Consider the following 26,567-nt stretch of genomic DNA (forward strand, 5'->3'; position numbering starts at 1 on the left):
TTTATATTCAATAGATTGCGGCATTAGATCGACGCCGAACCGGCCTCCAGTACGCCGTTCCGCGACCCACACCGTCTGTCATTCCAGAAAATGTTGTGCTAAGGTTCATTTATGGAGCGTTCACTACATGAAGTTGATGCAGGACGGCAAGAACATGACCAACGAACTCGACTACTACCGCTGCACCTTCCTGACGCCATCGGTCTGGCCGGTGGACGCGGACCTGCACGAAACCGCCGCAGACCGGCAGGCCGGGTGGTCGGCAATGATGCAGCACGCGCCTGACGTTCAGACGCTGCGCCACATCTCCCAGACACTGGCTGCCGAAGTGTCGCCGGGGCAGCGGGTCGAGACCTTGCTGCGGGCCGCCCTGCAAAGCACTGGCGCCACCTTCGGATGCGTGGCTGCCATCCGCGACGGTAGTTGGGAGTCTGCGGCGAGCGCCACGGCATCGAACGGACGCGCCCGTTTCGCGGACCCGCACACCCCTTCGGCAGTGCTGAAAGGCGATCGGCTTCCGGTGTCGATCCTCGCCACCGCCATTCGCCTGCGCAACGGACTGGTGCTCGATGACGCCTGCTCTGCCGCCAGTTGGCGCGACGATGAATACGTTCAGCGCTATCGGCCACGTTCCGTGATCTGCGTACCGATGCGCTGCAACGGCATGCTTGTCGGTGCGCTGTACCTGGAGCACCGCCACCTCTTCGGCATGTTCACATCGGCGCGCAGCGCCGTGGTCGAAATCATTGCGCTGCAAGCCGGATTCGCACTGGAGAACGCCCGCCTGCATGATGCGCTGTCCGAACAGGTGGCATTGCTGACCCATGCCGAAGAGAAAATGCGCAATACGCTCTCCGAGCTGGCACGCGCGAGCCGGTTCCAGGTCTACGGCGAGATGATCGCGTCCATCGTCCACGAGGTGGTACAGCCGGTGACGGCGCTGGACTCCTCCGCACGCGCCGGACTGCGTTGGCTGGACCGCAGCGCGCCAGACATCGAACGCGCCCGCCAGACGCTGGCGCATATCTCGGCATGCGCCACGCGCGCCCGCGCCATCATCGACGGTTTGCGCGCCAAGGCGCGGCAGGACACGCCCAATGTCGCCATCTTCGACGCCGACAAAGCCGTGATGGAAGTGGCGGACATGGTGACATCCACGCTGGAGGCGATGAAGATAGACTTCCGCGTGGAGGGGCAACTGTCATCGACGTCCGTGCAGGGCGAGCGCGTGCTGCTGCAGCAGGCACTCATCAACCTGCTGATGAACGGCGCCGAGGCCATGCAGGCAGTGCCGGAAGGCGAGCGCCAGCTGGTGCTGTCATGCGAAGCCGCACCGGACCAGTTGCGCCTGCATATCGACGACCGTGGTGAAGGCTTCGATCCGGAACTGGCCGGCCGCCTGTTCGAACCGCTGTTCACGACCAAACCCGAAGGCATGGGGATGGGACTCGCCATCAGCCGGTCCATCGTCGAAGCCCACCACGGCGAACTCGTCCTGACGCACCGGCCCCAGGGCGGGACACGCGCCACCATCACGCTGCCGCGTTTCGCAAGCTGAATCCCCGACGCAAAAATTAATTCTTGACTGCTCATTCCAATATTCCTAGAATGCGGTCCATGGCCAGACCAAAAGAATTCGACCAGGGCGAAGCCCTCGACGCGGCGATCGGCGTCTTCTGCGAGCACGGATATGCGGGCACATCCACGACCATGCTCACCAGCGCGATGAAGATCGGCCGCCAAAGCCTCTACGACACGTTCGTGGACAAGTGGCAGCTCTACTGCGCGGCATTGCGCCGCTATGGCGAGACCGAAATCCAGGCGCATATTGCGGCGCTGCAGGGCGGGCCGCGTGCCATCGACGGCATTCACCGGATGATGGCGCGTGTCGTGCAAAGTGCCCATACACCGTGCCTGGGCGTGGGGTCCGTGAGCGAGTTCGGCGATAGCCAGCACCAATTGAACGCCATCCGCGCGGAACTCGGTCACGTGCTGTCCGTGCCGCTGATCGCCCGGATTGCAGAAGCACAGCGCGATGGCGACGTGCTCAACGAGGCCGACGCCAAACTGCTGGCCGCATTCCTGCTGGCCAGTGTCTCCGCGCTGCGGCTATCGGCACGCGGCGGTGCGGACCTTGCGGAACTGCAGGGCCTGAGCCAGTTGGCATTGCGCGCGCTGCGATAATTTTTTTACCAATTTTGGAACGATCGTTCCATTAAGGAGCATTGAGATGAAAGCGGTGATCATGGCAACAGCGGGCGGTCCGGAAGTCCTGGAGGCAGTCGAGTGGAAGGCGCCAACAGCCGGCAAGGGCGAAGTCCGGGTGAAGGTAGCCGCAGCCGGGGTGAACTTCATGGACATGGGCGTGCGGCGCGGGCAGTTCTGGAACGAGATTCCCTATCCCCGCGTGCCCGGTGTCGAGGGAGCCGGCGAGGTTCTGGAAGTCGGTGAAGGGGTGACTGACTTCCATCCCGGGCAGCGCGTGGCCTGGGCCTACGCGCCGGGCAGCTATGCGGAACAGGTCGTGGTGCCCGCCACGTCGCTGGTGCCCGTGCCGGACGGCATCGACGACGAGACCGCTGCCTCGATCATGATGCAAGGGCTGACCGCCAGCCATTTCGCGACCGAGTTCTATCCCGTGCGACCCGGCGATACCGCATTGATCCACGCGGCGGCCGGAGGCGTTGGCCTGCTCCTGACCCAGATCGTCAAGCTCCGCGGCGGCCGCGTCATTGGCCGCGTCTCCTCCGAGAGCAAGGCGGCCGTGGCATGGGCGGCGGGGGCCGATCACATCATCGTCGATGCCACAGGCCGGTTTGCCGGGGAAGCGATCCAGTTGTCAGGCGGGGAGGGCGTGGACGTGGTGTATGACGGCTCGGGGCCGGCCACCTTCCAGGGCTCGATCGATGCATTGAAGGTGGCTGGCACGTTGTGCTGGTATGGTCCGATTCTCGGCGGGCCGGGCGCCATCGACATCATGGCCCTGCCCCGCAGCATCAAGATCGGCTATGCGGTCTTTGCCGACCATGTGCGGACGCCCGAACGGTTGCGCAGGCACGCCGCCCAGTTGTTCCAGTGGATTCTCGACGGCAAGGTGCGCCCCACCATCGGCCAGCGCTATCCGCTTGACAAGGCGGCGCGCGCTCACGCCGATATGGAAAGCCGTGCCACGACGGGCAAACTGCTGCTGGTGCCCGGCATGGATGCCTGATGAAAGACCCGGGGGACGGGCGCGGCATGCAGTGCTATGGTTCGACTGTTTCCGCCCCCGCCTACCCATCCCATGCCCGAGCAGACAGCACAGACATCGGCAACGCCCTTGTGGCTGCGTATCGCCCCCGCGCTGTTCCTGCTGCTCTGGTCTTCGGGCTTCGTCTTTCTCAAGCTCGGGCTGCAATACGCCGATCCGCTGACATTCCTCGCCCTGCGCTACGCATGCGTGACCGGACTGCTCATCCTGCCCTGTCTGCTGCTGCGCCCGCGACTGCCACCCGGTGCGGCGCCGTGGCTGCACCTGGGCGTGATCGGCCTGCTGATTCAGGCCGGCTACTTCGCGTTCACGTATCTCAGTCTCAAGCTTGGGATGTCCGCAGGCGCGGTGGCACTGGTTACGTCACAGCAGCCGATCCTGATCGGACTGCTGGCGCCAGCGGTAGCGGGCGAGCGCGTGGATCGCGTCCACTGGATCGGGCTGGCGCTGGGTGTGTCGGGCGCCGCCATCGTTATCGGGTCGCGTTCTTCTGTCGAGGTCGGCTCGCTGCCGGCGCTGATGTTCGCGATCCTCGCGCTACTCGCCATGACAGGCGGCACGCTCTACGAGAAACGCTTCGGCACGTCAGTCCATCCGGTCCTGGCCAACACCGTGCAATGCGCCGTCGCCCTGGCGGTGACCGCACCGCTCGCGTGGTGGCTGGAGCCGATGCACATCGAATGGACTCCCGGCCTGTTCGGCTCGCTGGCCTACCTCGTATTCGGCAACTCGCTCGTGGCGATATCACTGCTATTGGCGATGGTCCGCCACGGAGAAGCCTCGCGCGTCTCGGCCTTGTTCTTTCTCGTGCCGCCCGCCACGGCCGTCATTGCGTTCGTGCTACTCGACGAGGCACTGCCGCCGATGGCATGGGCCGGCATGGCACTGGCTGCAGCGGGGTTGCATCTGGTGATGCGACGCAGGGTGGGATGACCAGAAGGTCGCGCACTTCCACACTGCGAACTTGCGTTTGATCGAACGCAAACAGCATCGGCTTTTCGCCAAAAATGCGGATGCTGAAGGACTACTATCGAACGCGTGGCGCGCCATCCGCGGCGCCCACGCACTCCATGCGCAAACCATTCCCCCTCCACCCCAAGCACCCCGAGCGCATCTGCTGGGGCTGCGACAAGTACTGCGCCGTCAACGCCATGGGCTGCGGCAACGGATCGAGCCGCACCCAGCATCCCGCGGAATTACTGGGTGATGACTGGTACGAGCATGGGGATTGGGGGATCGAGGTGGAGACTCGCGCCACCCCCTCCACCTCCGCTCAATAGCCGTAGTAAGGCTGCGGCGCGTACCGGACCGGCGCCGGACGGCCGCACGGCACGTAGGCGCCCTGATAGTTGTCGTAGCAGTATCCCGGCGGTACTGCCGGCGCGGCGTAGGCTACGGGTTGCGGCGCGTAGACCGGCTGCGGCGGCGCATAGACCGGCGCGGGTGCGGCCATCACCGGTTGGCTGCTTGCCACCAGCGCGCCCAGCGCCAGGCCAGCCACTGCGGCCACGGCAATCGCGGCACCGGCAGATCCGCCGCCACCGCCGTGGTGATAACGATCGCGCGCCGAAGCCGTCCCGGCGACGAGCATGGTGGCACTCAGGACAGCAATACCGGCGTAACGAATCGACTTGCGCATGACAGGCTCCTTGGCGGGCCAACCTTGGCCCCCTTTTACGGACTCCATCATGGACGTCGATCCATTACAGTGGGTTACGCGCTGGTGAGCAGATGTAAATGCGCGGGACCTGCTCCCGGTCATCAAAGCTCTGAAAGTGGCTGATTTACGATGCCGCGCCGCGATTTCCACGCCACACGATAAATCCTGCGTTACAAATCACCCGGCGCCTGGCATGGGGCGATGCGGATTGACAGCGGCGCCGGCCGTGCAAATACTCGCTCTCGCAACGCTTCAGCAGTTGCAGTGCGATGTCCGCCGGAGCGGTGCGAAAGCCAATGTCGAGACAATCTCCATCCGGGACGACCATGACCACACGCCGCCTTTCCGCACTGCTGCTCGCCTGCTCCGCTGCAACCCTCGGCGCCTGCGCCTCGAACGTTGGCAACGCGCCCGTTCCAGTCCAGCCGACCGCCGCCTCGGCACCGGCCACCGCCGGCAAGACCGACGTCCTCTGGCTCGGCCAGGCCGCCATGCGGATCACCACCCCCGGTGGCAAAGTCATCGTTATCGATCCCTGGCTGACCGGTAATCCCAAGACTCCGGCTGGATTCAAGCAACTCTCGGCTATCGGCAAAGTCGACCTGATTCTCGTCACCCATGCCCACGGCGACCACCTCGGCGACGCCCCCGAACTCGCCAAACTCAACAACGCCCCGATCTACACAGGCGGCGGCATGGGCAACCAGCTCGTCCAGCTCGGACTCGTACCCGCCAACCTTTCGCAACGTTTCGGCAAGAGCGGCTCGGTCATGCCTTTCGGCCCCACCGGCCCCAAGATCACCGCCGTCCACGCCGAGCATTCGTCAGAACTGATCTACAAGAACCCAACCACGGGCAAGGATGAAGCCCACTACGGCGGCGAACCCGTCGGCTACATCATCGAGATGGAAAACGGGTTCAAGGTCTGGCATATGGGCGACACCGGCCTGTTCGGTGACATGAAGCTCATCGGCGACCGCTACAAGCCCGACCTCGTCCTGATTCCCATCGGCGGCCATTTCACGATGGGACCACAAGACGCCGCCATCGCCATCCGCGACTTCGTCAAACCGAAGTATGCGATTCCGATGCACTACGGGACGTCGCCGATGCTGAAAGGGACGCCGGACGAGTTGAAGGCTGCGCTGGGGACGGCGTCAGGCACGGCGGTAGTGGTGATGGAGCCGGGGATGCGGGTGGGGTTTTGAGAACCGATTGAGGTCAGCAGTAAAGAGAAAGCCCGCTTGATAGCGGGCTTTCTCATGGGTAAAGCGCGACGGCCGGAGCCGTCTGTTACGAGATTACGGACGGAGGACCGAAATGTCGTAGAACAGCGATTTCGGGTCGAGACTGACCAGGACGCCGATACCGGAGTTGCCCATCGTCATCGCGATCGATTCATAAGCCGTGCTGTCTGCAGACTTTGCGCGATAGCGAAGGCCGTCCGAAGGATTGTCCTGAATCCAGGTGTCCTTGCGGCCATCCGCTGCGCGCACGCGGCTATACGTTTTCGTCGCCTGGTCTACAGCCGTCACCGTCATCGTCGTTTCCGCCATCGAGACGTCCAGTTTGCCGAATACGGTAAGGTCCCAGAACGTCGTCACCGCGCCAACTTCCGGCAACGGACGTGCGATCTTCTTCGTGGCGATGATCAGACCGTTTGCCGTCGAGATGACCGCGAACATCTGGCCGTCTGCATCCTTGAATGCTGCAACCGGTGCAGTGCCGCTCGGGTCCGTCAACGTGAAACCATTCGAACCGTTCAGCGTCAGCGCAGGCAGTTCGTTCGGCAGCCAGTCTTCGCAACCCGTGTCGGTAGCGCCAGCGCAGTCAGCACCCGCGGTGAACTGGCCGGATGCGTTCACGCTGAACTTGATACGTGAAGGCTTGAACTGTTCGAGCGGGGTGTCGCGTTCGAAGCCCAGTGCATTCCAGTCACCAGCCATATCGGCCAGCGCAACCTGTTGCACCGGAATCAGCAGACCCGGCAGGCTCGGCACCGACACGTTGCGCACCAGCGCCATGCCCGACTTCGACACCATCACATCGTTGACGATACCGTTGCCCGATGCCACGAATCGGCAGTTCTGGCCTTGATACCGCACGAACGGCGACTTGCCGAGCTGCTTGCCCGACAGGTCGGAGGTGATGAGTTGAGCCGTGGCGCTGTCATATTGCGCGCGCACAAAGCCACCCATGCCGGCGAGGAAGAACGTGCCGCCATCTTTCAGCGCGGCGCAGCTTTCGACGCCGGGCTGGAGCATGCTGCCCGCGCCGCCTGCGTTGGTGCCAACGGCGGTCGACAGATCGGCCAGCGTCGTACGTGCCACAGCCAGGCGTGCGGCCAGCGCGTCAAGCAGCTTGTCCAGGTCATTGCCGGCCTGGGAGCCGGCTGCTGCTACCAGCGTGCCCTTCACGGGGTCCACGTTGGTCAGGTCAACGCTGCCTTGCAGCAGTTGTCGAATCGCTGCAATGGCCGTCGTCAGGTTTGCCACGGTCAGGCGACCTTGCGCGACGCTATCGAACTTGGCGAACGTTTCGGTGCTGCCCTGCGCCAGTGCGGCTGTGATCAGTTCCGTCAGCGGCGTGACGTTTGCCACGACGTTCGCACCCGTGCCGGCTTCCACGACCGAGTGCAGTACCGAACCATCCGGGCCTTGCGTGGACAGCACGCAGGGACGTACGGCGTTGGCGATGGAAATCTTGAACGTACCGTCCGAATTGGTGACGGCAGATCCGGTGCCCTGCGCGCAAATGACCTGGACCTTGGCTTGCGGGAGTGCAGCGCCAATCGCGGCGGTTCCGCTGATCGTCATTGCCTGCGGTGTCGTCGTAGTGCTGCCGCCCGTCGTCGACCCGCCATCCCCACCACCACCGCAAGCCGACAGCACAGCCGCCATCAGACCCGTCAAAAGAAGCTTCGATTTCATCCCAGTTGTCTCTTCTTGAAGTTGGATTTCCGTGACGCGTGCCGGGTAGCCGACCCCTGGCTCCCTTTCTTGTTGGCGCGCGCGATTTGCCTCGGCTTTGAAGCCAATGGCAAGCGGCGTGGAGTGTCGCGTAGGGGATGTATGTCGGCTAACCCCCCAGAGGGGCATTGACAGATGTCATTTCTGTCATCTTTCTGTGACACACTCGATACACGGTTCCGCTCCCGGCATGAAGTTAGTACCTACAATCGCCAGAATCGTTGTCGGAAAACGATTATGTCTTCTCGTATCGACGCGTCATACGTATGTCTGATGCCTGTCGCCGCAGCGCACATAGCGAAAACGCCACTATTGCCTATACTCTTCTGACTGTCCCCGCGTCACCAGAACGTCGCAATAAATCCATTGACCGGACCACGATCCGGTACAAGGAGGTGTCCCCCATGGTTACGATGAACCGCCGACAGTTCCTGAAGTTTTCAGGGGCTTCGCTGGCGGGTTCCAGCCTGGCGCTGATCGGGTTCGCGCCCGATGTGGCACTGGCCGAAGTGCGAGCCTATAAACTGGCGCGCACCACGGAAACCCGCAATACCTGCCCCTACTGCTCGGTGGCATGTGGCGTGCTGATGTACAGCCTTGGCGACAAGGCCAAGAACGCCAAGTCGAGCATCATCCACATCGAGGGCGACCCGGATCATCCGGTGAATCGCGGCACGCTTTGCCCCAAGGGTGCGGGCCTGATCGACTTCATCCACAGTCCCAACCGCTTGCAATATCCCGAGTACCGCGCGCCGGGCTCGGACAAGTGGCAGCGCATCACGTGGGAAGACGCCATCGACCGTATTGCCAAGCTGATGAAGGCCGACCGCGACGCCAACTTCGTCGAGAAAAACGACAAGGGCGAAACGGTCAACCGCTGGCTGACCACGGGCATGCTGGCAGCGTCGGCCAGCAGCAATGAAACCGGATATATCACGCACAAGACGATCCGCAGTCTTGGCATGCTGGGGTTCGACAACCAGGCTCGTGTCTGACATGGCCCGACGGTGGCAGGTCTTGCCCCGACGTTTGGCCGTGGAGCGATGACGAACCATTGGGTCGACATCAAGAACGCGGACGTCATTCTGATCATGGGCGGCAATGCAGCCGAGGCACACCCGTGCGGTTTCAAATGGGTGACTGAAGCCAAGGCGCACAACAAGGCACGCCTGATCGTGGTGGACCCGCGCTTCACGCGCTCGGCGTCCGTTGCTGACCTGTACGTGCAAATCCGCACGGGCACCGACGTGGTGTTCCTGGGCGGCGTGATCCGCTGGCTGCTGGAGCAGGACAAGATCCAGCACACCTACGTGAAGAACTACACGGACTTCACGTTCATCGTGCGCGAGGATTTCAACTTCGAGAACGGCCTGTTCTCGGGCTATGACGCCGAGCGGCGCTACTACAACAAGGCGAGCTGGGATTACGAGATCGGCGAGGACGGCTATGTGAAGTCCGATCCCACGCTGCAGCATCCGCGCTGCGTGTACAACCTGATGAAGCAGCACTACGCGCGCTATACGGCGGAGATGGTGGAACGCGTCTGTGGCACGCCGCAGGACAAGTTCCTCAAGGTCTGCGAGATGATGGCCAGCACGGCCACGCCCGACCGCGCGATGACGATGATGTACGCGCTGGGCTGGACGCAACACTCCATCGGCTCGCAGATGATCCGCACCGGCGCCATGGTGCAGTTGCTGCTGGGCAATATCGGCGTGGCGGGCGGCGGCATGAACGCGCTGCGCGGGCACTCGAACATCCAGGGCCTGACCGATATCGGCCTGATGTCGAACCTGTTGCCGGGCTATCTGACGCTGCCGGCCGAGAGCGAGCAGGACTATCGCAAGTACATCGAGGCACGTGCCTTCAAGCCGCTGCGGCCGAACCAGCTCAGCTACTGGCAGAACGTGGAGAAATTCCACGTCAGCCTGATGAAGGCATGGTGGGGTTCGGCGGCGACGGTCGAGAACAACTGGGCATTCGAATATCTGCCCAAGCTCGACAAGCCTTATGACCTGCTTCAGGTCTTCGAGCTGATGAACGCGGGCCGCATGACGGGCTACCTCGCGCAGGGCTTCAATCCGCTTGCGGCGGCGCCGAACAAGGCCAAGCTGCTGGCGGGATTGAGCAAGCTGAAGTTCCTGGTAGTGATGGACCCGCTTGCAACGGAGACCTCCGAGTTCTGGCGCAACGCGGGCGAATCGAACGATGTCGACCCGAAGACGATCCAGACCGAAGTGTTCCGTCTTCCCACGACGTGTTTTGCCGAGGAAAACGGCTCGCTCGTGAATTCGTCGCGCTGGCTGCAATGGCATTGGCAAGGGGCCGATCCACCCGCCGAGGCACGTTCGGACATCGAGATCATGGCCGAACTGTTCCTGAAGATCCGCCAGATGTATGTGAAGGACGGCGGCAAGTATCCGGACCCGATCGTCAACCTGTGGTGGCCGTATGCGCTGCCCGCATCGCCTACGCCTGAAGAACTGGCGAAGGAACTGTCCGGTCGCGCGCTGACGGATCTCGTCGATCCCAAGGACGCCACCAAGGTGGTGCGCAAGGCCGGCGAGCAGTTGAACAGCTTTGGCGAGTTGCAGGCCGACGGCAGCACCATCAGCGGCTGCTGGGTCTATTGCGGATCGTGGACGCAGGCCGGCAACCAGATGGCCAAGCGCGACAACAGCGACCCGACCAATATCGGCCAGACGCTGAACTGGGCGTGGTCGTGGCCGGCGAATCGCCGCGTGCTCTACAACCGTGCATCGTGCGATCCGGAGGGCAAGCCGTTCAACCCGGCGCGCAAGCTCATCGCATGGAACGGCAAGAGCTGGACCGGCTTCGACACGCCCGACTTCAAGCTCGATGAAGATCCGGCCAAGGGCATGGGGCCGTTCATCATGCAGGCCGAGGGCGTGGGCCGCTTCTTTGCGCGGCAGAACCTGGTGGAGGGACCGTTCCCCGAGCACTACGAGCCGTTCGAGAATCCGCTCGGCTACAACCCGCTCAACAAGTCGCCGCAGGCGGTGAGCAATCCGGCCGCGCGCGTGTTCAAGGGTGACTGGGCACAGTTCGGCAAGGCCGATGCGTATCCGGTCATCGCCACCACGTACCGGCTGACCGAGCACTTCCACTACTGGACCAAGCACGCGCGCATCAACGCCATTTTGCAGCCGGAACAGTTCGTGGAGATTGGCGAGGAGCTTGCCAGTCAGGTGGGCGTGAAGGCGGGAGACCGTGTGAAGGTGACATCGACGCGCGGCTACATCAAGGCGGTGGCGCTGGTCACCAAGCGGATCAAGCCATTCAAGATCGACGGGAAGGTGGTGCACATGGTGGGTATCCCGCTGCACTGGGGTTTCACCGGCATCGCCAAGCCAGGGTTCCTGGCCAACACACTGACGCCATACGTGGGCGACGGCAATACGCAGACGCCGGAGTTCAAGTCGTTCATGGTGAAGGTGGAACGGGCATAGGGAGCGAACCATGGCACTACAGTCACTCGACATCGTTCGGCGATCGGCCACCACCACGCCATCGCCCAGCGCACGCCAGCCCGCCACCGGCAGCGTGGCCAAGCTGATCGACACCACGAAATGCATCGGCTGCAAGGCATGCCAGGCGGCGTGCATGGAGTGGAACGATTTGCGCGGCGAGGTGGGCACCAACGTGGGCGTCTACGACAACCCGGCGGATCTCGACGAGCATACGTGGACGCTGATGCGGTTCGCCGAGTACGAGAACCCCAACAGCGGCAACCTGGAATGGCTGATCCGCAAGGACGGCTGCATGCATTGCGAGGACCCGGGCTGCCTGAAGGCATGCCCGTCCCCGGGCGCCATCGTGCAGTACGCCAACGGGATCGTCGATTTCCACGAGGAACACTGCATCGGCTGCGGCTACTGCATCACGGGCTGCCCGTTCAACATTCCGCGTATCTCCAAGACCGATCACAAGGCGTACAAATGCACGCTGTGCTCGGACCGCGTGGCCGTGGGGCAGGAGCCTGCGTGCGTGAAGACATGCCCGACGGGCGCCATCGTGTTCGGCACCAAGACCGACATGATTGCGCACGCCGAGGAACGCGTGGTCGACCTGAAATCGCGCGGCTTCCAGAAGGCCGGTCTCTACGATCCACCCGGCGTGGGTGGCACGCACGTGATGTACGTGCTGCATCACGCGGACGACCCCACGCTCTATCACAACCTGCCCGCGGACCCGCACATCAGCCCGCTGGTGAGCCTGTGGAAGGGCATCGCCAAGCCGCTGGCCGTGGCCGGCATGGCGCTGGCGGCGGTGGCCGGATTCTTCCACTACATCCGCGTGGGTCCGAACGAGACGGGGCCGGAAGACGAAGCAGCAGCCGAAGATGAGATCGTGCGCAGCGGGCGCGACAGCCCCAAGCCGCGCGGGACACCCGATGAAGTCGTGCCACCCGAGGAGGTCCGCGATGAGAATCGATAAGCAACGCGAAGCGTTCATCCGACGCTACTCCGCTGGAGAGCGCACGAATCACTGGATCGTGGCGCTCACGTTCATCCTGCTGGCGCTGTCCGGGCTCGCATTGTTCCACCCGTCGATGTACTGGTTGAGCAACCTGTTCGGCGGCGGCACGTGGACGCGCATCCTGCATCCGTTCATCGGTATCGTGATGTTCCTGGCTTTCGCCATCCTGGCCGTGAAGTTCTGGCATCACAACCTGATGACGTGGTCCGACCGCGAATGGCTGCGCCATGGCCGCGAGGTACTGAACAACCGCGAGGAAAACGTGCCCGAGGTGGGCCGCTACAACGCGGGGCAGAAGCTGCTGTTCTTCGTGATGGTGGCGTGCCTGGTGCTGTTGCTGGCCAGCGGCATCGTCATGTGGCGCGCCTACTTCGCTTTCCTGTTTCCGATCTGGGCCATCCGGCTGGCATCGGTCGTGCATGCGGTTTGCGCATTCCTGCTGATATGCGGCATCATCGTGCACATCTATGCAGCGGTCTGGGTCAAGGGATCGGTGCAGGCCATGACGCGCGGCACGGTCACGCCGGGCTGGGCTTGGAAACATCACCGCGCCTGGTTCCGCGAGACATTCCGGCCAGGCGACAAATAGCAGCGCTGCCGGTCACTCCGGGGCGCTTGCCAAAGGACGAAACGATGGTGCAGCGCATTCTGGAGCCGGCAGAAATCGAATCGATCGACCACGTTGCCATTGCGCGCGTGCGTCTGCCTGACCGCGCGGAGATCTTCGCCGCGCGGGCCGCACGGCTGCGGCAACTGGCGCCGGGCAGCGCCATTGGCCCGTACCTGCTGTTGATGGCCCACGTGGCCGACGCCCAGCACGCGGTGGCCCAGTCGCTCGACGTTCCCTTGCCATCCCACGCCGATATCGCACGCGCCACCGAGCATTGCATGCCGCTGCTCGACGCGCCCGATATCTCGCTGCGCGGGGCCGATGCGCTGTTCGCGCACATCGCGGCCCATGCCGATGCGCCGGAACTGGCCGCGCCGATAGCCCGCTTGCAGTCGATGTCCGCCGACGCGCGCCGCGCGCAACTGCAGGCGCTACTGGGCGTCGCTTCGGCCGACAACGATGTCGAAGTGGAAGCCACGCTCGCGCCGTTCCTGATCGCCGCACTGCAACTGGATCGCACGGTACTGGCCAGCCAGTTGCGCGAGAAGGACGTGCCGATGCTCGATGTCCACACGGTGTGCCCGGTATGCGGCACGCCGCCCGTGGCGAGCATCGTTCGCATCGGTGGCCGCTATCAGAGCCTGCGCTACCTGCACTGCGGCCACTGCGCCACGGAATGGCACATGGTGCGCGTGAAGTGCAGCCACTGTGAATCGACGGAAGGCATCTCGTACTATGCCGTGGAAGGTCAGGGCGATGCACTCAAGGCAGAGGCCTGCGAGCCCTGCCATCACTACCGCAAGATCAGCTACATGGAGAAGGATCCATTGGCCGAGCCACTGGCGGATGACCTCGCTTCTCTCGCACTCGACGTGATGATGGGTGCCGCCGGCTTCGGACGCCCCAACGGCAATCCGCTGCTATGGCTTGCCGATGACGACGAGGTTGCTGCCGATGAACGATAGCGTCTCGATGCCAGCGCGCCCTGCCGACCTTCCTTCGGTAGACCGGCTGCTCAACCTGCCCGCACTGCAACCGCTACTGGAGCAGTATGGCCGCGCACCGGCCACGGCAACGCTGCGCCGGCTGCTCGATACGCTGCGTGCGCAGGCCATCGCGGGCACGCTCACGCGTCAGGCACTTGCGGAGTCTGCACTGGTGGATACGCTGACCGCGCAGCTCGCACGCGAGCATCAACCCCGCCTGCGCACTGTGATCAACCTGACCGGCACGGTGCTGCACACGAATCTGGGCCGCGCGTTGCTGCCGGACAGCGCCGTGCAAGCCGTGATGCGCGCGATGACTGCGCCGGCCAATCTCGAATTCGATCTCGAAACCGGCGGCCGTGGGGATCGCGATGATCTGATCGCCGACCTGATCTGCTCGCTGACTGGCGCGGAGGCCGCGACCGTCGTCAACAACAACGCCGCCGCCGTGCTGTTGATGCTGAACACGCTCGCCACACGGCGCGAGGTGGTGGTGTCGCGCGGTGAATTGGTGGAGATCGGCGGCGCGTTCCGCATTCCCGACATCATGCAGCGCGCTGGCGCGAAGCTCGTGGAGATCGGCACCACCAACCGCACGCATCCGCACGACTACGCCAATGCCATCGGTGCGCGCACGGCAATGCTGATGAAGGTGCATTGCAGCAACTACGAAATCACCGGCTTCACGCGCAGCGTGGATGTGGCCGAGGTGGTACGCATCGCGCAGCCGCATGGCACTCCGGTGGTGGTCGATCTTGGCAGCGGCACGCTGTGCGACCTCACGCGCTGGGGCCTGCCGCGCGAGACCACCGTGCGCGAGACCATCGAGGCCGGCGCCGATCTGGTGACATTCAGCGGTGACAAGCTGCTCGGCGGTCCGCAAGCGGGCATGATCGTGGGTCGCGCGGACCTGATCGCGAAGATCAAGAAGAACCCGCTCAAGCGCGCGCTACGCGTGGGCAAGCTCACGCTTGCGGCACTGGAGCCGGTATTGCAGTGCTATCGCGATCCGGACACGCTGGCGCAGGCATTACCCACGCTGCGGCTGTTGACACGGCAGCCCGGCGAGATGGCAGCGATGGCCGAGCGTTTATCGCCAGCGGTGCAGACTGCGCTGGGCGATGCATGGCAGGTATCCGCCGTACCCATGGTCAGCCAGATCGGCAGCGGTGCATTGCCGGGTGGGCAGTTGCAGAGCTATGGGCTGGTGATCGGTACACGCGAAGAGGGCAAGCGCAGTGGCCGCAAGCTGCAACAGTTGGAAGCGGCGCTGCGCAGCGTGGCGCGTCCCGTGATCGGACGCATTGCCGAGCATGCGTTGTGGCTGGACCTGCGCTGCCTGGAACCCGGCGACGAAGCGGACTTCGCCGCGCAATGGCCCGCCGTGGCCGAGGCGCTGCGCCGATGATCGTTGGCACCGCCGGCCATATCGACCATGGCAAGACCACGCTGGTGCGCGCGCTGACCGGCGTCGACACCGACCGGCTCAAGGAAGAGAAAGCACGCGGCATCTCCATCGAACTCGGCTATGCCTACACGCCGCTGCCCAATGGCGACGTGCTCGGCTATATCGATGTGCCAGGCCATGAGAAGCTGATCCATACGATGGCTGCTGGTGCCAGCGGCATCGACCTCGCGCTACTGGTCATCGCGGCAGACGATGGCGTCATGCCGCAGACACGCGAGCATATCGGCATCGTCGAGCGGCTGGGCGTCACGCGCGTCGTGGTGGCGCTGACCAAGGCCGACCGTGCCGATGCGGCACGCCTGGTCACGGTGCGCGCGGACATCGACGCATTGCTCTCCTCCACACCCTACGCAGGTGCCACGCTCTTCGCCGTCAACGCCACCGATCCGGAAGACGAAGGCGTTGCCGCGCTGCGCGCATGGTTGCACGACGCCGCGCAACATATGCCGATACGCAATGCGCGTGGCAAGTTCCGGCTCGCCGTCGATCGTGTTTTCACGCTCGCCGGACACGGCACAGTGGTGACAGGCACCGTCCTCAACGGCCGCGTCGATGTGGGCGATGTCATGGAAGTCGCGCCCGCCGGATTACCGGTGCGCGTGCGTAGCATTCATGCGCAGCAGCGCGAATCCGGCAGCGGCGTGGCCGGGCAACGCTGCGCGTTGAATCTCGCTGGCATCGACAAAAGCGAGATCCGGCGCGGCGACTGGATCGTCGATCCCTCGTTAATGGCGCCGGTCACGCGTCTCGACGTACAGCTTTCGCTGCAAGCCGGCACCGGTACACGTCTTGGACACTGGGCGCCATTACACGTGCATCTTGGCGCGGCACACCGCATCGCCAATGTGGTGCTGCTGGAAGGCGAAACGCTGACTGCTGGCGCTACGGCGCTCGCGCAACTGGTCTTTGCATCGCCGGTCTGTGCGCTGGCGGGAGACCGCTTCATCGTGCGCAATGCGCAGGCCACGCAGACAATTGGCGGCGGCATCGTGCTCGATAACGTCGCACCGGAACGGCATCGCCGCTCTGCGCCACGGCTGGCCTGGTTGCACGCGGTGCAGCGTGTCACCGAAGGCGCGGGATTGCTCGCACTGCTCGACCATGCGCCGCACGGCATTGACGAGAAGCGGCTGGTGCAGCTGACCGGCCTTGCAACGTGCGAATGGGAAATGGCAAATGGCATCGCGCGCGTAGACGACACGCTGATCCTTCCCGCCTTCCTCACAGCGCAGCGCACACGCCTGGTCGATACGCTTGCTGCCTTCCATGCGCGCATGCCCGATGAGCCCGGCCTGGCTGCGGGATCGCTGCGCCGCGTGGCATTTGCCGGTACGCCAGTACCCCATGCGCTGTGGTCCGGTCTGCTCGACATGCTGTTGCGCGAAGGTGCGCTGGAGCGGCACGGCGGATGGCTGCGCCTGCCCGGGCAGACCATCGTGTTCTCCGATGCGGAACAGACGTTGGCCGCGCGCCTGCTGCCCCGCGTGGTGGCTGGTGCGTTCGATCCACCGTGGGTGCGCGACCACGCCACAGCGCTCGATGCGCCAGAGGAACAGGTCCGCCACCTGCTGCGCAAGCTCGCGCGCCAGGGCACGGTGCACCAGGTGGTGCGCGATCTCTTCTATGACAACGACGCCATTGAAACGCTCGCCCGGATGTTCGGCACACTGGCTTCGCACGGCCGCGTGGAAGTGATTGCGTATCGCGATGCAACGGGCCTGGGCCGCAAACGCACCATCCAGATTCTGGAGTTCTTCGACCGTGCGGGATACACTCGCCGCGTGGCAAATGCCCGGATGGTGCGGCCCGACAGCGAATGGCGGCCCATGCCGAGGCAAGTCTGACGATCAAGAGGAAGGCATCCGCATCCGGTGATGCGGCCGGGCTTCAAACCCGGTTGGGGGCGCCAGACGTTCCCAGGTAGGTTCGACTCCTGCTGCTTTCCGCCAATATTCTGGTTTTCTCCCCTCTGGTTTTCTCCCCTCTCCCACTTCATGGGAGAGGGGAGCCAACCGCTCACCACTGTGTTTCCCACGTTCCGTTTTCGGCGCCTGTCACCTACCATGCATGAGCAGCTTATCGAGCAGCGATTGGGCAGGTTTCGGGTCCCGAACAACACACCCAGGGGAGCAACATGGACAGACGCAATTTCCTGCGGCTTGGTGCCGCAATTCCGGTTTCCATCGGCGCCGGCGGCATGGCGCCGGCATTTTCCGCAACGGCTTCGAAGGATGCGACGCCCGCATCCGAGGGCTGGCGCGTCTACGAGATGACTACCGAAGTCATGCTGCCCGAATCCCCCGGGGCCGCCACCGTCTGGTTGCCGGTCACCGCCGCGCGGCTCGGTGACTACCAGCGGACCCTGTCGAGCGAGTGGATCGCGCCGGGCGGCCAAGCCCGTGTCACGCGTGCCGGCCCCTACGATGTGGGCATGGTTGTCATCGACTGGCCCCGTCCCACCCCCGGCGCACCGCTGACCGCTCGCATGGTCAACACCGTGGCACTGCGCGACCGCGACGTGGATCTCGGCGCAGCCCCTTCGGCCCGCGCTACGCGCGAATCCCCGGCTGCGCTGCAGGAGTACTTGCGCCCTACGCAGTTGATGCCCACCGACGGCATCGTGCGGAAGACCGCGCTGATGATCACGGCCGGCATGACCGATGACATGACCAAGGCGCAGGCCATCTACCAGTGGGTGGTCGACCACACCTGCCGCGACGCCGCCGTGCGTGGCTGCGGCACCGGCGACGTGGTGACCATGCTGAAGACTGGCGGCATCATGAACGGCAAGTGTGCCGACATCAACGGGCTGTTCGTGGCATTGGCCCGCGCCGCCGGCATTCCGGCGCGCGATGCGTATGGGGTGCGCGTGGATAACTCCGCGCTCGGTTTCAAGGCGCTGGGCAAGGCAGGCGATATCTCCAAGGCGCAGCATTGCCGGTCCGAGTTCTACGCGGCCGGCGTCGGCTGGATTCCTGCTGACCCTGCCGATGTTCGCAAGGTGGCGCTCGAAGAAGTCCCGGGTGGACTGCCGATGACGGACGCCAAGGTACGCGCCGCCCGCGCGATGCTGTTCGGCGCGTGGGAAGGCAATTGGGTGGCCTACAACCACGGCCACGACGTGCGCCTGCCGGGCGGTGGCACGGTGCCTTTCCTGATGTATCCGCAGACGAGAACCGTGGCAGGCATGCTCGATAGCCTGGATCCAGCGGCCTCCGGGTATCGCATCACGTCGCGCCGGGTCGCTTGACCCCGCGCTCCCCTCTACCACTTCGCGGTACACAAGCGGCAGAGGGGAGCCAACCATCCCTGCGCGCCCAAAAAAATTAACAAGATTCCCCTTGAAATGAGATCGATTCCCATTTACTATCCATTCACTGTCTGACGCACGGCACTGCCAAAACCGGACAGGAACAGATTGCAGAGGGTTGTTGGGTAGTGGATGCAGCGTAAGTCAGCCATCACCAACAATGTTCGATACCGTCTTTTGTGGGGACCGCTCCGACACACGGAGCGTTTGGTAGTAGCCAGTCGCAGGAAGATCGGGAAAACATCCAGACCCCGTTTTCCCGATCGCGTCATCCTGCGACAAGCCAGGCCACCTTTTTATTCCGCGCGCCGTGCAGGCACAGCGCGCCGTCCGGGGCGATCCAGTATGGGCCGGCCCGAGCGACTCCCGCCTGATTCCGTCAAGCCCCGGCAGATGGGCCGCCAACCGAATGCGTTGGCGCAGCGCCCCTGCCCCGGATCCACCGATTTGGAGTACCAACCGAGCGCCCGTTCCGGCGCGAGCTGCCGCATGACTACGTCCACCGTGAATTCCGATGCCGTCCCTCTCAAGCGCGCTGGCCTGAAGGCCACGTCGCCGCGCATGCACGTGCTGGAAGCGTTTCGCACCAGCAACCGCCGGCACCTGAGCGCGGAAGATGTCTACCGGATACTGCTCGATCACGAGGTCGATGCCGGTCTTTCCACGGTCTACCGCGTGTTGAACCAGCTGGTGCAGGCCAATATCCTGCTGCGCCACAGCTTCGAGTCCGATCACGCAGTTTTCGAACTCAACGAAGGCGGCCATCACGACCACCTGATCTGCGTGGGTTGCGGCGTGGTCGAGGAGTTCAAGGATGAAGGGATCGAGGCGCGCCAGAAACAGGTGGCTGCACAGAACGACTTCGTGTTGAGAGAGCACATGCTGGTGCTCTATGGGCTGTGCCCGGTGTGCCAGCAAGGGCAAGCGGGATAGCCCTCCAGGTAACGCGCACGTTTCTTACAGAAACGCCATGTGCGGTTACAAACGCGTGCAAACGGTAATACGCCACATCGGTAGAGTGGAGACATGACCTCTCACCCTTGGTGAATACCATGAGCAAGCGCCCCCTCTACCTTTCCCTGATCCTTGCCGGCACTGCCACGCTGGCCGTATCCACTGCCGCGATCGCCCGTGTGGATGTCGACGTCAACCTCGGCGTGCCCGTGGCACCGGTCTATGTGGCGCCGGCGCCCGTCTATGTGGCGCCCCAGCCGGTGTACGTTGCGCCGCCACCCCCGCCGCCCGTCGTATATCGCCCCGGCCCGCCGGTCATCGTGGCGCCTGCACCGGCTGTAGTAATCGGCTGGCATGGCGAGCGCTACTGGGACGGCCGGCGCTGGTACGATCGCCACGAATACCGGCGATTCCACGATCGCGACTACCACGCCGCGCATCGTTACGAGCACGACCGCGGTCCGTGGAACCGCTGATTGGCCTTATGACCGGGCCGTAGCCGGCGCCACCGCCGGCGCGGACGGCCTGAGCACCAGCCAGACCGCCACGCCGATCAGCAACATGCCGCCTGCGTGCGCCCACGACAGCGTTTCGCCCAGGAACATCCACCCCCAGACAATGCCGAACGGCGGAATCAGGAACGTTACCGTCAGCGAGCGCACCGGCCCCAGTTCGGCGATCAACTTGAAATACAGCACATAGGCGATGGCCGTGCAGAACATGCCCAGGCCGAGCATGGCGGCCCACAGGCCCGGGCCGGTAGCCGGCAGGGTGTTCTCGCGGATCAGCGCCGCCACACTGAACGGCAGCAGGAACAATGCAGCGCCGATCAGGCTGCCGGCTGCCACCAGCCGGTTGTCGAGACCGCCCTGTGCCGTGATCCAGCGGCGCGTCAGGAATCCCGCCAACCCATAGCAAGAGGTGGCCACCAGGCAGGCCAGCGCGCCGAGCAGGACATCGTGCGAAAACACCACCGGTCCCGTGCGGGTCAGCACGGCCACCCCCGCCAGGCCGATCAGCACGCCCGCCGCCTTGGCGCGGGTCAGCTTCTCCGCAAAGAACAGCGCCCCGATCACCACACCCATCAGCGGCGTCATCGCATTGAAGATCGCGGAGTAGCCCGCTGGCAGCCATAGCGCCGCCACGGCGTACATCACGAAGGGAATCCCGGAATTGATGATGCCGAGCACGATCACCGCCCGCCACTTTCCCTTCATGTCCCACCGCACGCCCAGGAACGGCAGGCACGCCGCCAGCGTCACGGCGCCGATCAACACGCGGAAAAAGGCGGTCGGCAGCGGCCCGAGCACGGGTGCCGCGATGCGGATGAACAGAAAGCTGGCGCCCCAGATAGCAGAGAGCGACAGCAGGCGGATCAATTGAATGGGTTGCATGGGTTTCAGGGGGCGCAATGATGATGAGACAACAAGGAATACTGTTGCAGCCGAGCGACAGAAACGAAAATCCGCCCTGTATTCCCGCGATTGGGTAATGCCCGAGCCGATACGATTTCACTGCAATCCGGGCTGCGAAGCGCGCTGTTTCCGGACATCTGCCAACGGCGCCAATGACGAACACGTGTTCGAGTTGGCCGCCGAACATGCCCGGATATGGGGCAAAACCCACTTATGTGGCATTTTTGCCGCGATTTCGCTTTCGAGTGGCTTACGGTCCTACCCCACCGATGGAGGGGGCAATACCACACCACGTGACATCGCGTATTAGATTCCATTAAACTCTGTTCTGCGCCAGAGTTAATTGACCCCTCCGACGCATTCCCGACAAGCCGCCAGGCAACTGGCGGCTTCTTTTTTTTCTGGCGTCGCGAAATCGTAAAACCACGTATCGTAGCGACTGCGGCGCGTCCCTGGGGTAGGACGTTTCGCGCACGTTGCATTCCCGCGTCAACCTATTGCCCCGGTTTTGCGTTGCCTGCCTCATGAAACGACAGTTCCTTGGCTTGTTAGCCCGCGTCTACGTCATGCAATTTGCCATGGAGGTGCCAGCCACCGTGGCCATGCTCGCTGAAATGCTCATGGAGTACGGATTCCAGGTGGATATTGGCACCGTACGCCCCTTGTTGCGCGCCCTGCAGATGGAGGGTTACCTCGAAAGCGTGCTGCGTGACGGCATCGGCCGGGTCTACCAATTGACCGAGCAAGGCCGCGAAGAGCTGGCCAGCAGCCGCAGCCGCATCGACGAGCTGTATCGCAGGCTGCACAACCCTTCGGTCTCGGACGATGAAATGCCGTCCCTTTCCGCCGGCCTGATGGGAAATACCCCCGCCGTCGCCACGAATTCCTGAACCGCATACTGAGCGCCCCCGCTCGCGGAAACCCGGCTGACACACTCGTGTTGGCCGGGTTTTTGTTTTTTCTGGGGAGGACGAACAACGCGGGCGAGGAAAAGCGTACCCGTTTCTGCGTATCAAGCAGCGTGCGCAAAGCCCTTGCCGCCGAGCAGGATCTGGCGCAGCGCGTCCAGGCTGACGGGGTGGCTGAACAGGTAGCCCTGGACCGCGTCGCAGCCCTCGCCGCGCAGGAATTCGAGCTGGGCCCGGGACTCCACGCCCTCGGCCACCACCTGCAGGTGCAACTGGTGGCCCAGCGCGATGATGGCCGCCGCCACGGCCCGGTCATGGCCGGGCGCAGCCAGGTCATCGACAAATGACTTGTCGATCTTGAGCTTGCTGATGGGCAGGCGGGTCAGGTAGCCCAGCCCCGAATAGCCCGTGCCGAAATCGTCGATGGACACCCCGACGCCAAGCTGGCGCACGCGACGGAACGTCTCGACGGTGATATCGCCGCCATCGACCAGAATCCCTTCGGTGACCTCGATGGTCAGGCTACCGGCCGGCAGGTCCGCTGCCTGGAGGCAACGCGCCACCACATCGGGGAAATTGGCTTCGCGCAGTTGCAGCGGCGAGATATTCACCGCTACGTCGATGTCGCGCCCCAGCTCGCGGCGCAATTGCTGGATCTCGCGGCAGGCTGTGGCCAGTGTCCATTCACCGAGTGCGCCGATCAGGCCGCATTGCTCCGCAATCGGGATGAATTCCGAGGGCTGCATCGTGCCGCGCTCGGCCGTTTCCCACGCAATGAGCGCCTCGACCCCCACCACGGACAGCGTACCGACATCGACGATGGGCTGGTAGCGCAACCTGAACTCCTGCTCGGCCAGCGCGCGGCGCAGCAGTGCCTCGATGGTGAAACGCGCCAGCGTGGCCTCGGCCATCTCGCTGGCAAAGCGCCGGAGCTGCGCACGGCCGCTGCGCTTGGCCGCATACATCGCCGAATCGGCGGATTTGAGCAGTTCGGTCAGCGTACTGCCATCGTCCGGGAAAATCGCCATGCCCAATGACGGCGTCACGCGCAGCGACTGCCCCGCCAGTTGCAACTCTTCCGAGACCCGCGCCAGGATCTTGGCCGCCGCCAGTTCCGCCTCGCTGTCGTGGCGCAACCCGCCGAGCACCACCGCGAATTCGTCGCCGCCCATGCGCGCCACCACATCGCGCGGACGCACTGCGCCGCGAATGCGGTCCGCGATCGTGCGCAGCACGTCATCGCCAACGGGGTGCCCCAGTGTCTCGTTGATGTGCTTGAAGTGATCCAGATCGAGCAGCAGCAGCGCCACGCGAGCGCCCTGCCGGCGCGCCTCGGCCAGTACTGCTTCTGTGCGGGCGTGCAGTTCGGTGCGGTTGGGCAAACCCGTCAGTGCGTCGTGCTGGGCCAGATGGCGGATGTATTCGTCCACGCGCCGGCGCTCGGTCAGGTCGTGCGCGATGGCCAGGAACCCGGTATCGGCGCTGCCATCGGTCATCGCCGTCAGCGTGAGGTGCACGGGCAGGCGCGAGCCGCCCTTGCGCAGGTACACCCACTCGCGTTCATCGGGTACGCCGAGACGGGGTTTGGCGATCAATGCCGGAAGCCCGGGCAGGACGGGCGTGCCGATCTCCCCGGAGAGCACACGCGCATGGGCGGCCACTTCGTCGGCGTCATGCAGACTGTCATAGGGCATGCGGCCCACCAGTTCCGGCTCGCCGTACCAGAGCATCCGCTGGCCGGCCCGGTTGATGCCCGTAATCATGCCCGTGGCGTCGAAAGTAATCACGCAGAAGGGCGCCTGATCGAGCAGCCGCGCGTAGCGCATGCTGGCCGTGGCAGCGCTGCGCTCGGCCCGCGCCAGATTCGCGCGCAGGCTCACGGCTTCGGCATGGCTGGCCTGTTCGGCCATTTCGCGTTGCTGCCGGGCCTCGCGGCGGCTCCTCGTTACGCGGAGTCCGAGCCATACGGCGACCAGCGCTATGGCCATCACCAACGCCCCACCCGCTGCATCGAGCAGCGCAAGCATGGTGGGAGACAGCGATGGCAAGGTCATGAATCTGGCGACGCGAAAAGGGGGGAAAGACGCTTGCGCCAGCCTTCGAACGGCATGGAAAAGGGGCGCCCCGGCTGGCAAGTTGGGCGCACTATAACCTGCCCCCTTACGCCCGGAACAGTGCGGTCACCCCGGACAGTGGCGGGACACACACTTCGCGGCTTCGGCCATGCCACGGCCACGGCACTTGGCGTTCCTGTGCAGGGCTATCCAGCCGCGCCGGCGGTGTGCAAGTGTCGCGCAAATCGCACGGAGTCGGCGCGTGGAGGCTCGTTTGTCGCGAATGCCTCAAACGGGTGAGCCGTGATAGCTTACGATGGCGTCCGACGTAGCACCGGCGCCCGATCTTCATGACGCGGGCGCCCGTTCCCTTCTTTCGCATGCCCAGGTTCTTGCCATCGCTCAAGGCGCGACTCGCGCTGATCACCACGGTGCTTGCCGCCGTGCTCGGTGGCGGCATTGTCATGGGCTCGCTCTACTACGCCCACCGCGATCTCGAAGAGGCGCTCCAGAATCAGCAGGACTCCATCGTCAAGCTGTCGACCGACCAGCTCGATACGGCCATGGAGGATCGCATCGTCACGCTTGCCCACCTGGCTCCGCAATTGCGCGGCATCCTGGCCAATGCGTCCCACACACGGCCCGATCTGGTGCGCCAGCGTCTGCGCGAGGCCGTGGCACGGACAGTGCCCGTACCCGCCGCCCTCAACGCCGTGATGGTGGCCGATGCGCACGGCACGTTGCTGACCATGGATGGGCTGCCCGCCGATGTCAGCGACCGTCAGTATTTCCGCGAAGCCGAGCGCACCCGCAACGTGGTGGTGGCCGCGCCGCTGCGCGCGCGCACGGACAACTCGCGCGGCGTGCTCGTGGTGGTGCCTGTGCTGGCGGAGTCCGGTGCATTCATGGGATTGGTGGGGGGCTGGCTCAACCTCGACAAGCCAAATTTTCTCGTCGAGATCGGCCATAACCGGCTGGGCATCACCGGCTTCTACTGCCTGGTTTCGGCGGGCGCACAGCCCGTCTATATCCAGCATCCCGAGCCCGCGCAAGCGCAGCAGCCGGCCAAGCCGTTCGGCGACAACTGCGGCCTGACCGGCAAAGCCTCCGCATTCGAATTCCTGACGCCTACGCGTCCCGTGATCGCACGGCGATTGATGGCCACCACAGGTTGGGAGCTGGTGGCGGTGCTGCCCGCTCAGGAGGCGTACACACCGCTGCGCCAGATGCAGCAGCGATTCCTGATGATGTCCGGCATCGTGCTGGCCGTGGTGGCGCTGTTGATCTGGCTGGCCGTACGCCGATTGCTGGAGCCGCTCTCGCGCCTGCACCACGTGGTGCGCGACAGCACCGGCGACGTCGATGCTTTCGAGCGCCTGCCGCAACGACCCCAGCGTGACGAGATTGGCGACGTGACACGCGCCTTCATCCGCCTGATGCGCGATGTTCGCGAACGCGGCCGGCAACTCTCGCGCAGCGAGCGCCGTCTTCGTGCAGTCACCGATACGTTCCCCGCGCTGCTCGCCTTCATCGACACCGACGAGCGCTACCTCTTCAACAACCTGGCCTACGAACGGGCCTTCGGCATTCCCGTAGATCAGGTGCGCGGCATGACGGTGCGCGAACTGCTGGGCGAGGAGCGCTACCAGCGCGCGCGGCCCTATCTGCTGCAGGCGCTCGCAGGCGGCGTGGTGAGTTTCGAAGGCGAGTACCTGTTTCCGACCCACCACTGGATGGAAACCAGCTACCGGCCCGAATGGAACGAGGACGGCACCCAGGTGGTGGGCGTGCACATCCATGTGCAGGACATCACGCAACGCAAGCTGGAAACGCTGCGTCTCTCGCACATCTCTCGCACCGATCACCTGACGCAGCTTCAGAATCGCAGCGCCTTCGAGACCCTGCTGCAGGACGCCATGGCGCTCAGCCGCGCCGAGCATCGCCTGATGGCACTGCTCTATCTGGACATGGACCGCTTCAAGGCCGTGAACGACGCCTTTGGCCACGCCACCGGCGACATGCTGCTGCAGGCCTTTGCGCTACGCCTGCGACGCTGCGTGCGCGAACAGGACCACGTGGCCCGCCTGGGCGGCGATGAGTTCGCGGTCATCCTCCCGGACATCGGCTCGCCGGATGCCGCCCAGCGCGTGGCCGAAGCCATCCTGGAGTCGGTGGGCCGGCGGTTCTACTTCGACGGCATCCTGGCCGATGTGGATGTGAGCATCGGCGTGGCCCTGTACTGCGGCGCGTCGATCGGAGAAGAAGCATTGATGCGCATGGCCGATGTGTTGCTGTATCGGGCCAAGGCGATGGGAAGGGGACGGTTTGAAATGGGGCCGGAGGAACTTCTGGTTCCCCTCTCCCGCGAGCGGTGTACAGACCGGAGACATGGGTAACAGGTGTTCGGAGACATGGGTAACACGTGATCTGCGCGTATCACAGTACGCGCAGGTCGAGTTCCCCTATCTCAAACCGGCTGAACC

General features: G+C 64.3%; 21 protein-coding genes and 1 tRNA gene. 18 read left to right on the forward strand and 4 right to left on the reverse strand.

The genetic code is table 11. The features are described from left to right. The first annotated feature begins 127 nt into the window (after nt 1-127). From FFS21_RS22805 to FFS21_RS22825, 5 genes are all read left to right on the forward strand, one after another. Complete coding sequence (locus tag FFS21_RS22805) at nt 128-1,558, forward strand: sensor histidine kinase (RefSeq protein ID WP_137927008.1); 1,431 nt, start codon at nt 128-130, stop codon at nt 1,556-1,558. Between the two features lie 59 nt (nt 1,559-1,617). After that, a complete protein-coding gene (locus FFS21_RS22810) occupies nt 1,618-2,184 on the forward strand; it encodes a TetR/AcrR family transcriptional regulator (RefSeq protein ID WP_137927009.1) in 567 nt (188 codons plus the stop codon). 46 nt (nt 2,185-2,230) lie between these two features. Then, nucleotides 2,231-3,211, forward strand: a complete 981-nt coding sequence (locus FFS21_RS22815; protein ID WP_137927010.1) for a quinone oxidoreductase family protein — start codon at nt 2,231-2,233, stop codon at nt 3,209-3,211. 72 nt (nt 3,212-3,283) lie between these two features. Further along, entirely contained in the window at nt 3,284-4,183 is a 900-nt protein-coding gene (locus FFS21_RS22820; protein WP_137927011.1) for a DMT family transporter, read from the forward strand. A gap of 137 nt (nt 4,184-4,320) precedes the next feature. Next, entirely contained in the window at nt 4,321-4,530 is a 210-nt protein-coding gene (locus tag FFS21_RS22825) for a DUF3079 domain-containing protein (RefSeq protein ID WP_137927027.1), read from the forward strand. On the opposite strand, the gene FFS21_RS22830 is transcribed toward FFS21_RS22825, so the two are convergent. Continuing rightward, the gene (locus tag FFS21_RS22830) at nt 4,524-4,889 is read right to left on the reverse strand and encodes a mechanosensitive ion channel protein MscS (protein WP_137927012.1); all 366 of its coding nucleotides are present in this window, start codon (nt 4,887-4,889) and stop codon (nt 4,524-4,526) included. The genes FFS21_RS22825 and FFS21_RS22830 overlap by 7 nt on opposite strands. 347 nt (nt 4,890-5,236) lie before the next feature. Between FFS21_RS22830 and FFS21_RS22835 the strand changes: the two genes are divergently transcribed. Beyond that, entirely contained in the window at nt 5,237-6,118 is an 882-nt protein-coding gene (locus tag FFS21_RS22835; RefSeq protein WP_137927013.1) for a metal-dependent hydrolase, read from the forward strand. A 93-nt stretch (nt 6,119-6,211) separates the two neighbouring features. Here FFS21_RS22835 and FFS21_RS22840 read toward each other — a convergent pair whose 3' ends face one another. Next, on the reverse strand, nt 6,212-7,840 hold the full coding sequence (locus FFS21_RS22840; RefSeq protein ID WP_137927014.1) for a hypothetical protein: 1,629 nt from the start codon (nt 7,838-7,840) through the stop codon (nt 6,212-6,214). A 443-nt stretch (nt 7,841-8,283) separates the two neighbouring features. Between FFS21_RS22840 and fdnG the strand changes: the two genes are divergently transcribed. The 10 genes from fdnG (at nt 8,284) to FFS21_RS22890 (ending at nt 20,183) form a co-directional block, all read left to right on the forward strand. Next, nucleotides 8,284-11,349, forward strand: a complete 3,066-nt coding sequence (gene fdnG, locus FFS21_RS22845) for a formate dehydrogenase-N subunit alpha (protein ID WP_137927015.1) — start codon at nt 8,284-8,286, stop codon at nt 11,347-11,349. A gap of 10 nt (nt 11,350-11,359) precedes the next feature. Next, nucleotides 11,360-12,337 carry a formate dehydrogenase subunit beta gene (fdxH, locus tag FFS21_RS22850; RefSeq protein WP_137927016.1) on the forward strand — a complete coding sequence of 326 codons (978 nt, stop codon included), beginning with the start codon at nt 11,360-11,362 and terminating at the stop codon, nt 12,335-12,337. Then, on the forward strand, nt 12,324-12,968 hold the full coding sequence (locus tag FFS21_RS22855) for a formate dehydrogenase subunit gamma (RefSeq protein WP_137927017.1): 645 nt from the start codon (nt 12,324-12,326) through the stop codon (nt 12,966-12,968). Before fdxH ends, FFS21_RS22855 begins: the two co-directional genes overlap by 14 nt. Before the next feature lie 44 nt (nt 12,969-13,012). Next, complete coding sequence (gene fdhE, locus FFS21_RS22860; protein ID WP_137927018.1) at nt 13,013-13,954, forward strand: formate dehydrogenase accessory protein FdhE; 942 nt, start codon at nt 13,013-13,015, stop codon at nt 13,952-13,954. Continuing rightward, on the forward strand, nt 13,944-15,383 hold the full coding sequence (gene selA, locus FFS21_RS22865) for an L-seryl-tRNA(Sec) selenium transferase (RefSeq protein ID WP_249359570.1): 1,440 nt from the start codon (nt 13,944-13,946) through the stop codon (nt 15,381-15,383). The genes fdhE and selA overlap by 11 nt, the downstream gene beginning before the upstream one ends. After that, on the forward strand, nt 15,380-17,287 hold the full coding sequence (gene selB / locus FFS21_RS22870) for a selenocysteine-specific translation elongation factor (RefSeq protein ID WP_137927019.1): 1,908 nt from the start codon (nt 15,380-15,382) through the stop codon (nt 17,285-17,287). The genes selA and selB overlap by 4 nt, the downstream gene beginning before the upstream one ends. 9 nt (nt 17,288-17,296) lie before the next feature. Further along, a tRNA-Sec gene (locus FFS21_RS22875) sits at nt 17,297-17,392 on the forward strand. 185 nt (nt 17,393-17,577) lie between these two features. Beyond that, the gene (locus tag FFS21_RS22880) at nt 17,578-18,693 is read left to right on the forward strand and encodes a transglutaminase-like domain-containing protein (protein WP_137927020.1); all 1,116 of its coding nucleotides are present in this window, start codon (nt 17,578-17,580) and stop codon (nt 18,691-18,693) included. Between the two features lie 549 nt (nt 18,694-19,242). Continuing rightward, on the forward strand, nt 19,243-19,686 hold the full coding sequence (fur, locus tag FFS21_RS22885; RefSeq protein WP_137927021.1) for a ferric iron uptake transcriptional regulator: 444 nt from the start codon (nt 19,243-19,245) through the stop codon (nt 19,684-19,686). Nucleotides 19,687-19,805: 119 nt separating this feature from the next. Next, nucleotides 19,806-20,183 carry a hypothetical protein gene (locus FFS21_RS22890; protein ID WP_137927022.1) on the forward strand — a complete coding sequence of 126 codons (378 nt, stop codon included), beginning with the start codon at nt 19,806-19,808 and terminating at the stop codon, nt 20,181-20,183. 6 nt (nt 20,184-20,189) lie between these two features. Here FFS21_RS22890 and FFS21_RS22895 read toward each other — a convergent pair whose 3' ends face one another. Next, entirely contained in the window at nt 20,190-21,101 is a 912-nt protein-coding gene (locus FFS21_RS22895) for a DMT family transporter (RefSeq protein WP_137927023.1), read from the reverse strand. Between the two features lie 545 nt (nt 21,102-21,646). Here FFS21_RS22895 and FFS21_RS22900 point away from each other — a divergent pair. After that, on the forward strand, nt 21,647-22,012 hold the full coding sequence (locus FFS21_RS22900) for a PadR family transcriptional regulator (protein WP_137927024.1): 366 nt from the start codon (nt 21,647-21,649) through the stop codon (nt 22,010-22,012). Nucleotides 22,013-22,134: 122 nt separating this feature from the next. On the opposite strand, the gene FFS21_RS22905 is transcribed toward FFS21_RS22900, so the two are convergent. After that, the gene (locus tag FFS21_RS22905; RefSeq protein WP_502705192.1) at nt 22,135-24,084 is read right to left on the reverse strand and encodes a putative bifunctional diguanylate cyclase/phosphodiesterase; all 1,950 of its coding nucleotides are present in this window, start codon (nt 24,082-24,084) and stop codon (nt 22,135-22,137) included. A gap of 380 nt (nt 24,085-24,464) precedes the next feature. Between FFS21_RS22905 and FFS21_RS22910 the strand changes: the two genes are divergently transcribed. Continuing rightward, nucleotides 24,465-26,480: a sensor domain-containing diguanylate cyclase gene (locus FFS21_RS22910; protein WP_137927025.1), complete on the forward strand. Its 2,016-nt coding sequence runs from the start codon at nt 24,465-24,467 to the stop codon at nt 26,478-26,480. Nucleotides 26,481-26,567 lie beyond the last annotated feature (87 nt).

This window comes from Cupriavidus sp. 2SB, from assembly GCF_005503625.1.
Taxonomy (GTDB): Bacteria; Pseudomonadota; Gammaproteobacteria; order Burkholderiales; family Burkholderiaceae; genus Cupriavidus.

What these genes read in the sequence shown, in the direction of transcription:
- FFS21_RS22805 (WP_137927008.1), top strand. Translation starts at nt 128, where the DNA reads ATGAAGTTGATGCAGGACGGCAAGAACATGACCAACGAACTCGACTAC.
- FFS21_RS22810 (WP_137927009.1), top strand. Translation starts at nt 1,618, where the DNA reads ATGGCCAGACCAAAAGAATTCGACCAGGGCGAAGCCCTCGACGCGGCG.
- FFS21_RS22815 (WP_137927010.1), top strand. Translation starts at nt 2,231, where the DNA reads ATGAAAGCGGTGATCATGGCAACAGCGGGCGGTCCGGAAGTCCTGGAG.
- FFS21_RS22820 (WP_137927011.1), top strand. Translation starts at nt 3,284, where the DNA reads ATGCCCGAGCAGACAGCACAGACATCGGCAACGCCCTTGTGGCTGCGT.
- FFS21_RS22825 (WP_137927027.1), top strand. Translation starts at nt 4,321, where the DNA reads ATGCGCAAACCATTCCCCCTCCACCCCAAGCACCCCGAGCGCATCTGC.
- FFS21_RS22830 (WP_137927012.1), bottom strand. Translation starts at nt 4,889, where the DNA reads ATGCGCAAGTCGATTCGTTACGCCGGTATTGCTGTCCTGAGTGCCACC.
- FFS21_RS22835 (WP_137927013.1), top strand. Translation starts at nt 5,237, where the DNA reads ATGACCACACGCCGCCTTTCCGCACTGCTGCTCGCCTGCTCCGCTGCA.
- FFS21_RS22840 (WP_137927014.1), bottom strand. Translation starts at nt 7,840, where the DNA reads ATGAAATCGAAGCTTCTTTTGACGGGTCTGATGGCGGCTGTGCTGTCG.
- fdxH (WP_137927016.1), top strand. Translation starts at nt 11,360, where the DNA reads ATGGCACTACAGTCACTCGACATCGTTCGGCGATCGGCCACCACCACG.
- FFS21_RS22855 (WP_137927017.1), top strand. Translation starts at nt 12,324, where the DNA reads ATGAGAATCGATAAGCAACGCGAAGCGTTCATCCGACGCTACTCCGCT.
- fdhE (WP_137927018.1), top strand. Translation starts at nt 13,013, where the DNA reads ATGGTGCAGCGCATTCTGGAGCCGGCAGAAATCGAATCGATCGACCAC.
- selA (WP_249359570.1), top strand. Translation starts at nt 13,944, where the DNA reads ATGAACGATAGCGTCTCGATGCCAGCGCGCCCTGCCGACCTTCCTTCG.
- selB (WP_137927019.1), top strand. Translation starts at nt 15,380, where the DNA reads ATGATCGTTGGCACCGCCGGCCATATCGACCATGGCAAGACCACGCTG.
- FFS21_RS22880 (WP_137927020.1), top strand. Translation starts at nt 17,578, where the DNA reads ATGGACAGACGCAATTTCCTGCGGCTTGGTGCCGCAATTCCGGTTTCC.
- fur (WP_137927021.1), top strand. Translation starts at nt 19,243, where the DNA reads ATGACTACGTCCACCGTGAATTCCGATGCCGTCCCTCTCAAGCGCGCT.
- FFS21_RS22890 (WP_137927022.1), top strand. Translation starts at nt 19,806, where the DNA reads ATGAGCAAGCGCCCCCTCTACCTTTCCCTGATCCTTGCCGGCACTGCC.
- FFS21_RS22895 (WP_137927023.1), bottom strand. Translation starts at nt 21,101, where the DNA reads ATGCAACCCATTCAATTGATCCGCCTGCTGTCGCTCTCTGCTATCTGG.
- FFS21_RS22900 (WP_137927024.1), top strand. Translation starts at nt 21,647, where the DNA reads ATGAAACGACAGTTCCTTGGCTTGTTAGCCCGCGTCTACGTCATGCAA.
- FFS21_RS22905 (WP_502705192.1), bottom strand. Translation starts at nt 24,084, where the DNA reads ATGACCTTGCCATCGCTGTCTCCCACCATGCTTGCGCTGCTCGATGCA.
- FFS21_RS22910 (WP_137927025.1), top strand. Translation starts at nt 24,465, where the DNA reads ATGCCCAGGTTCTTGCCATCGCTCAAGGCGCGACTCGCGCTGATCACC.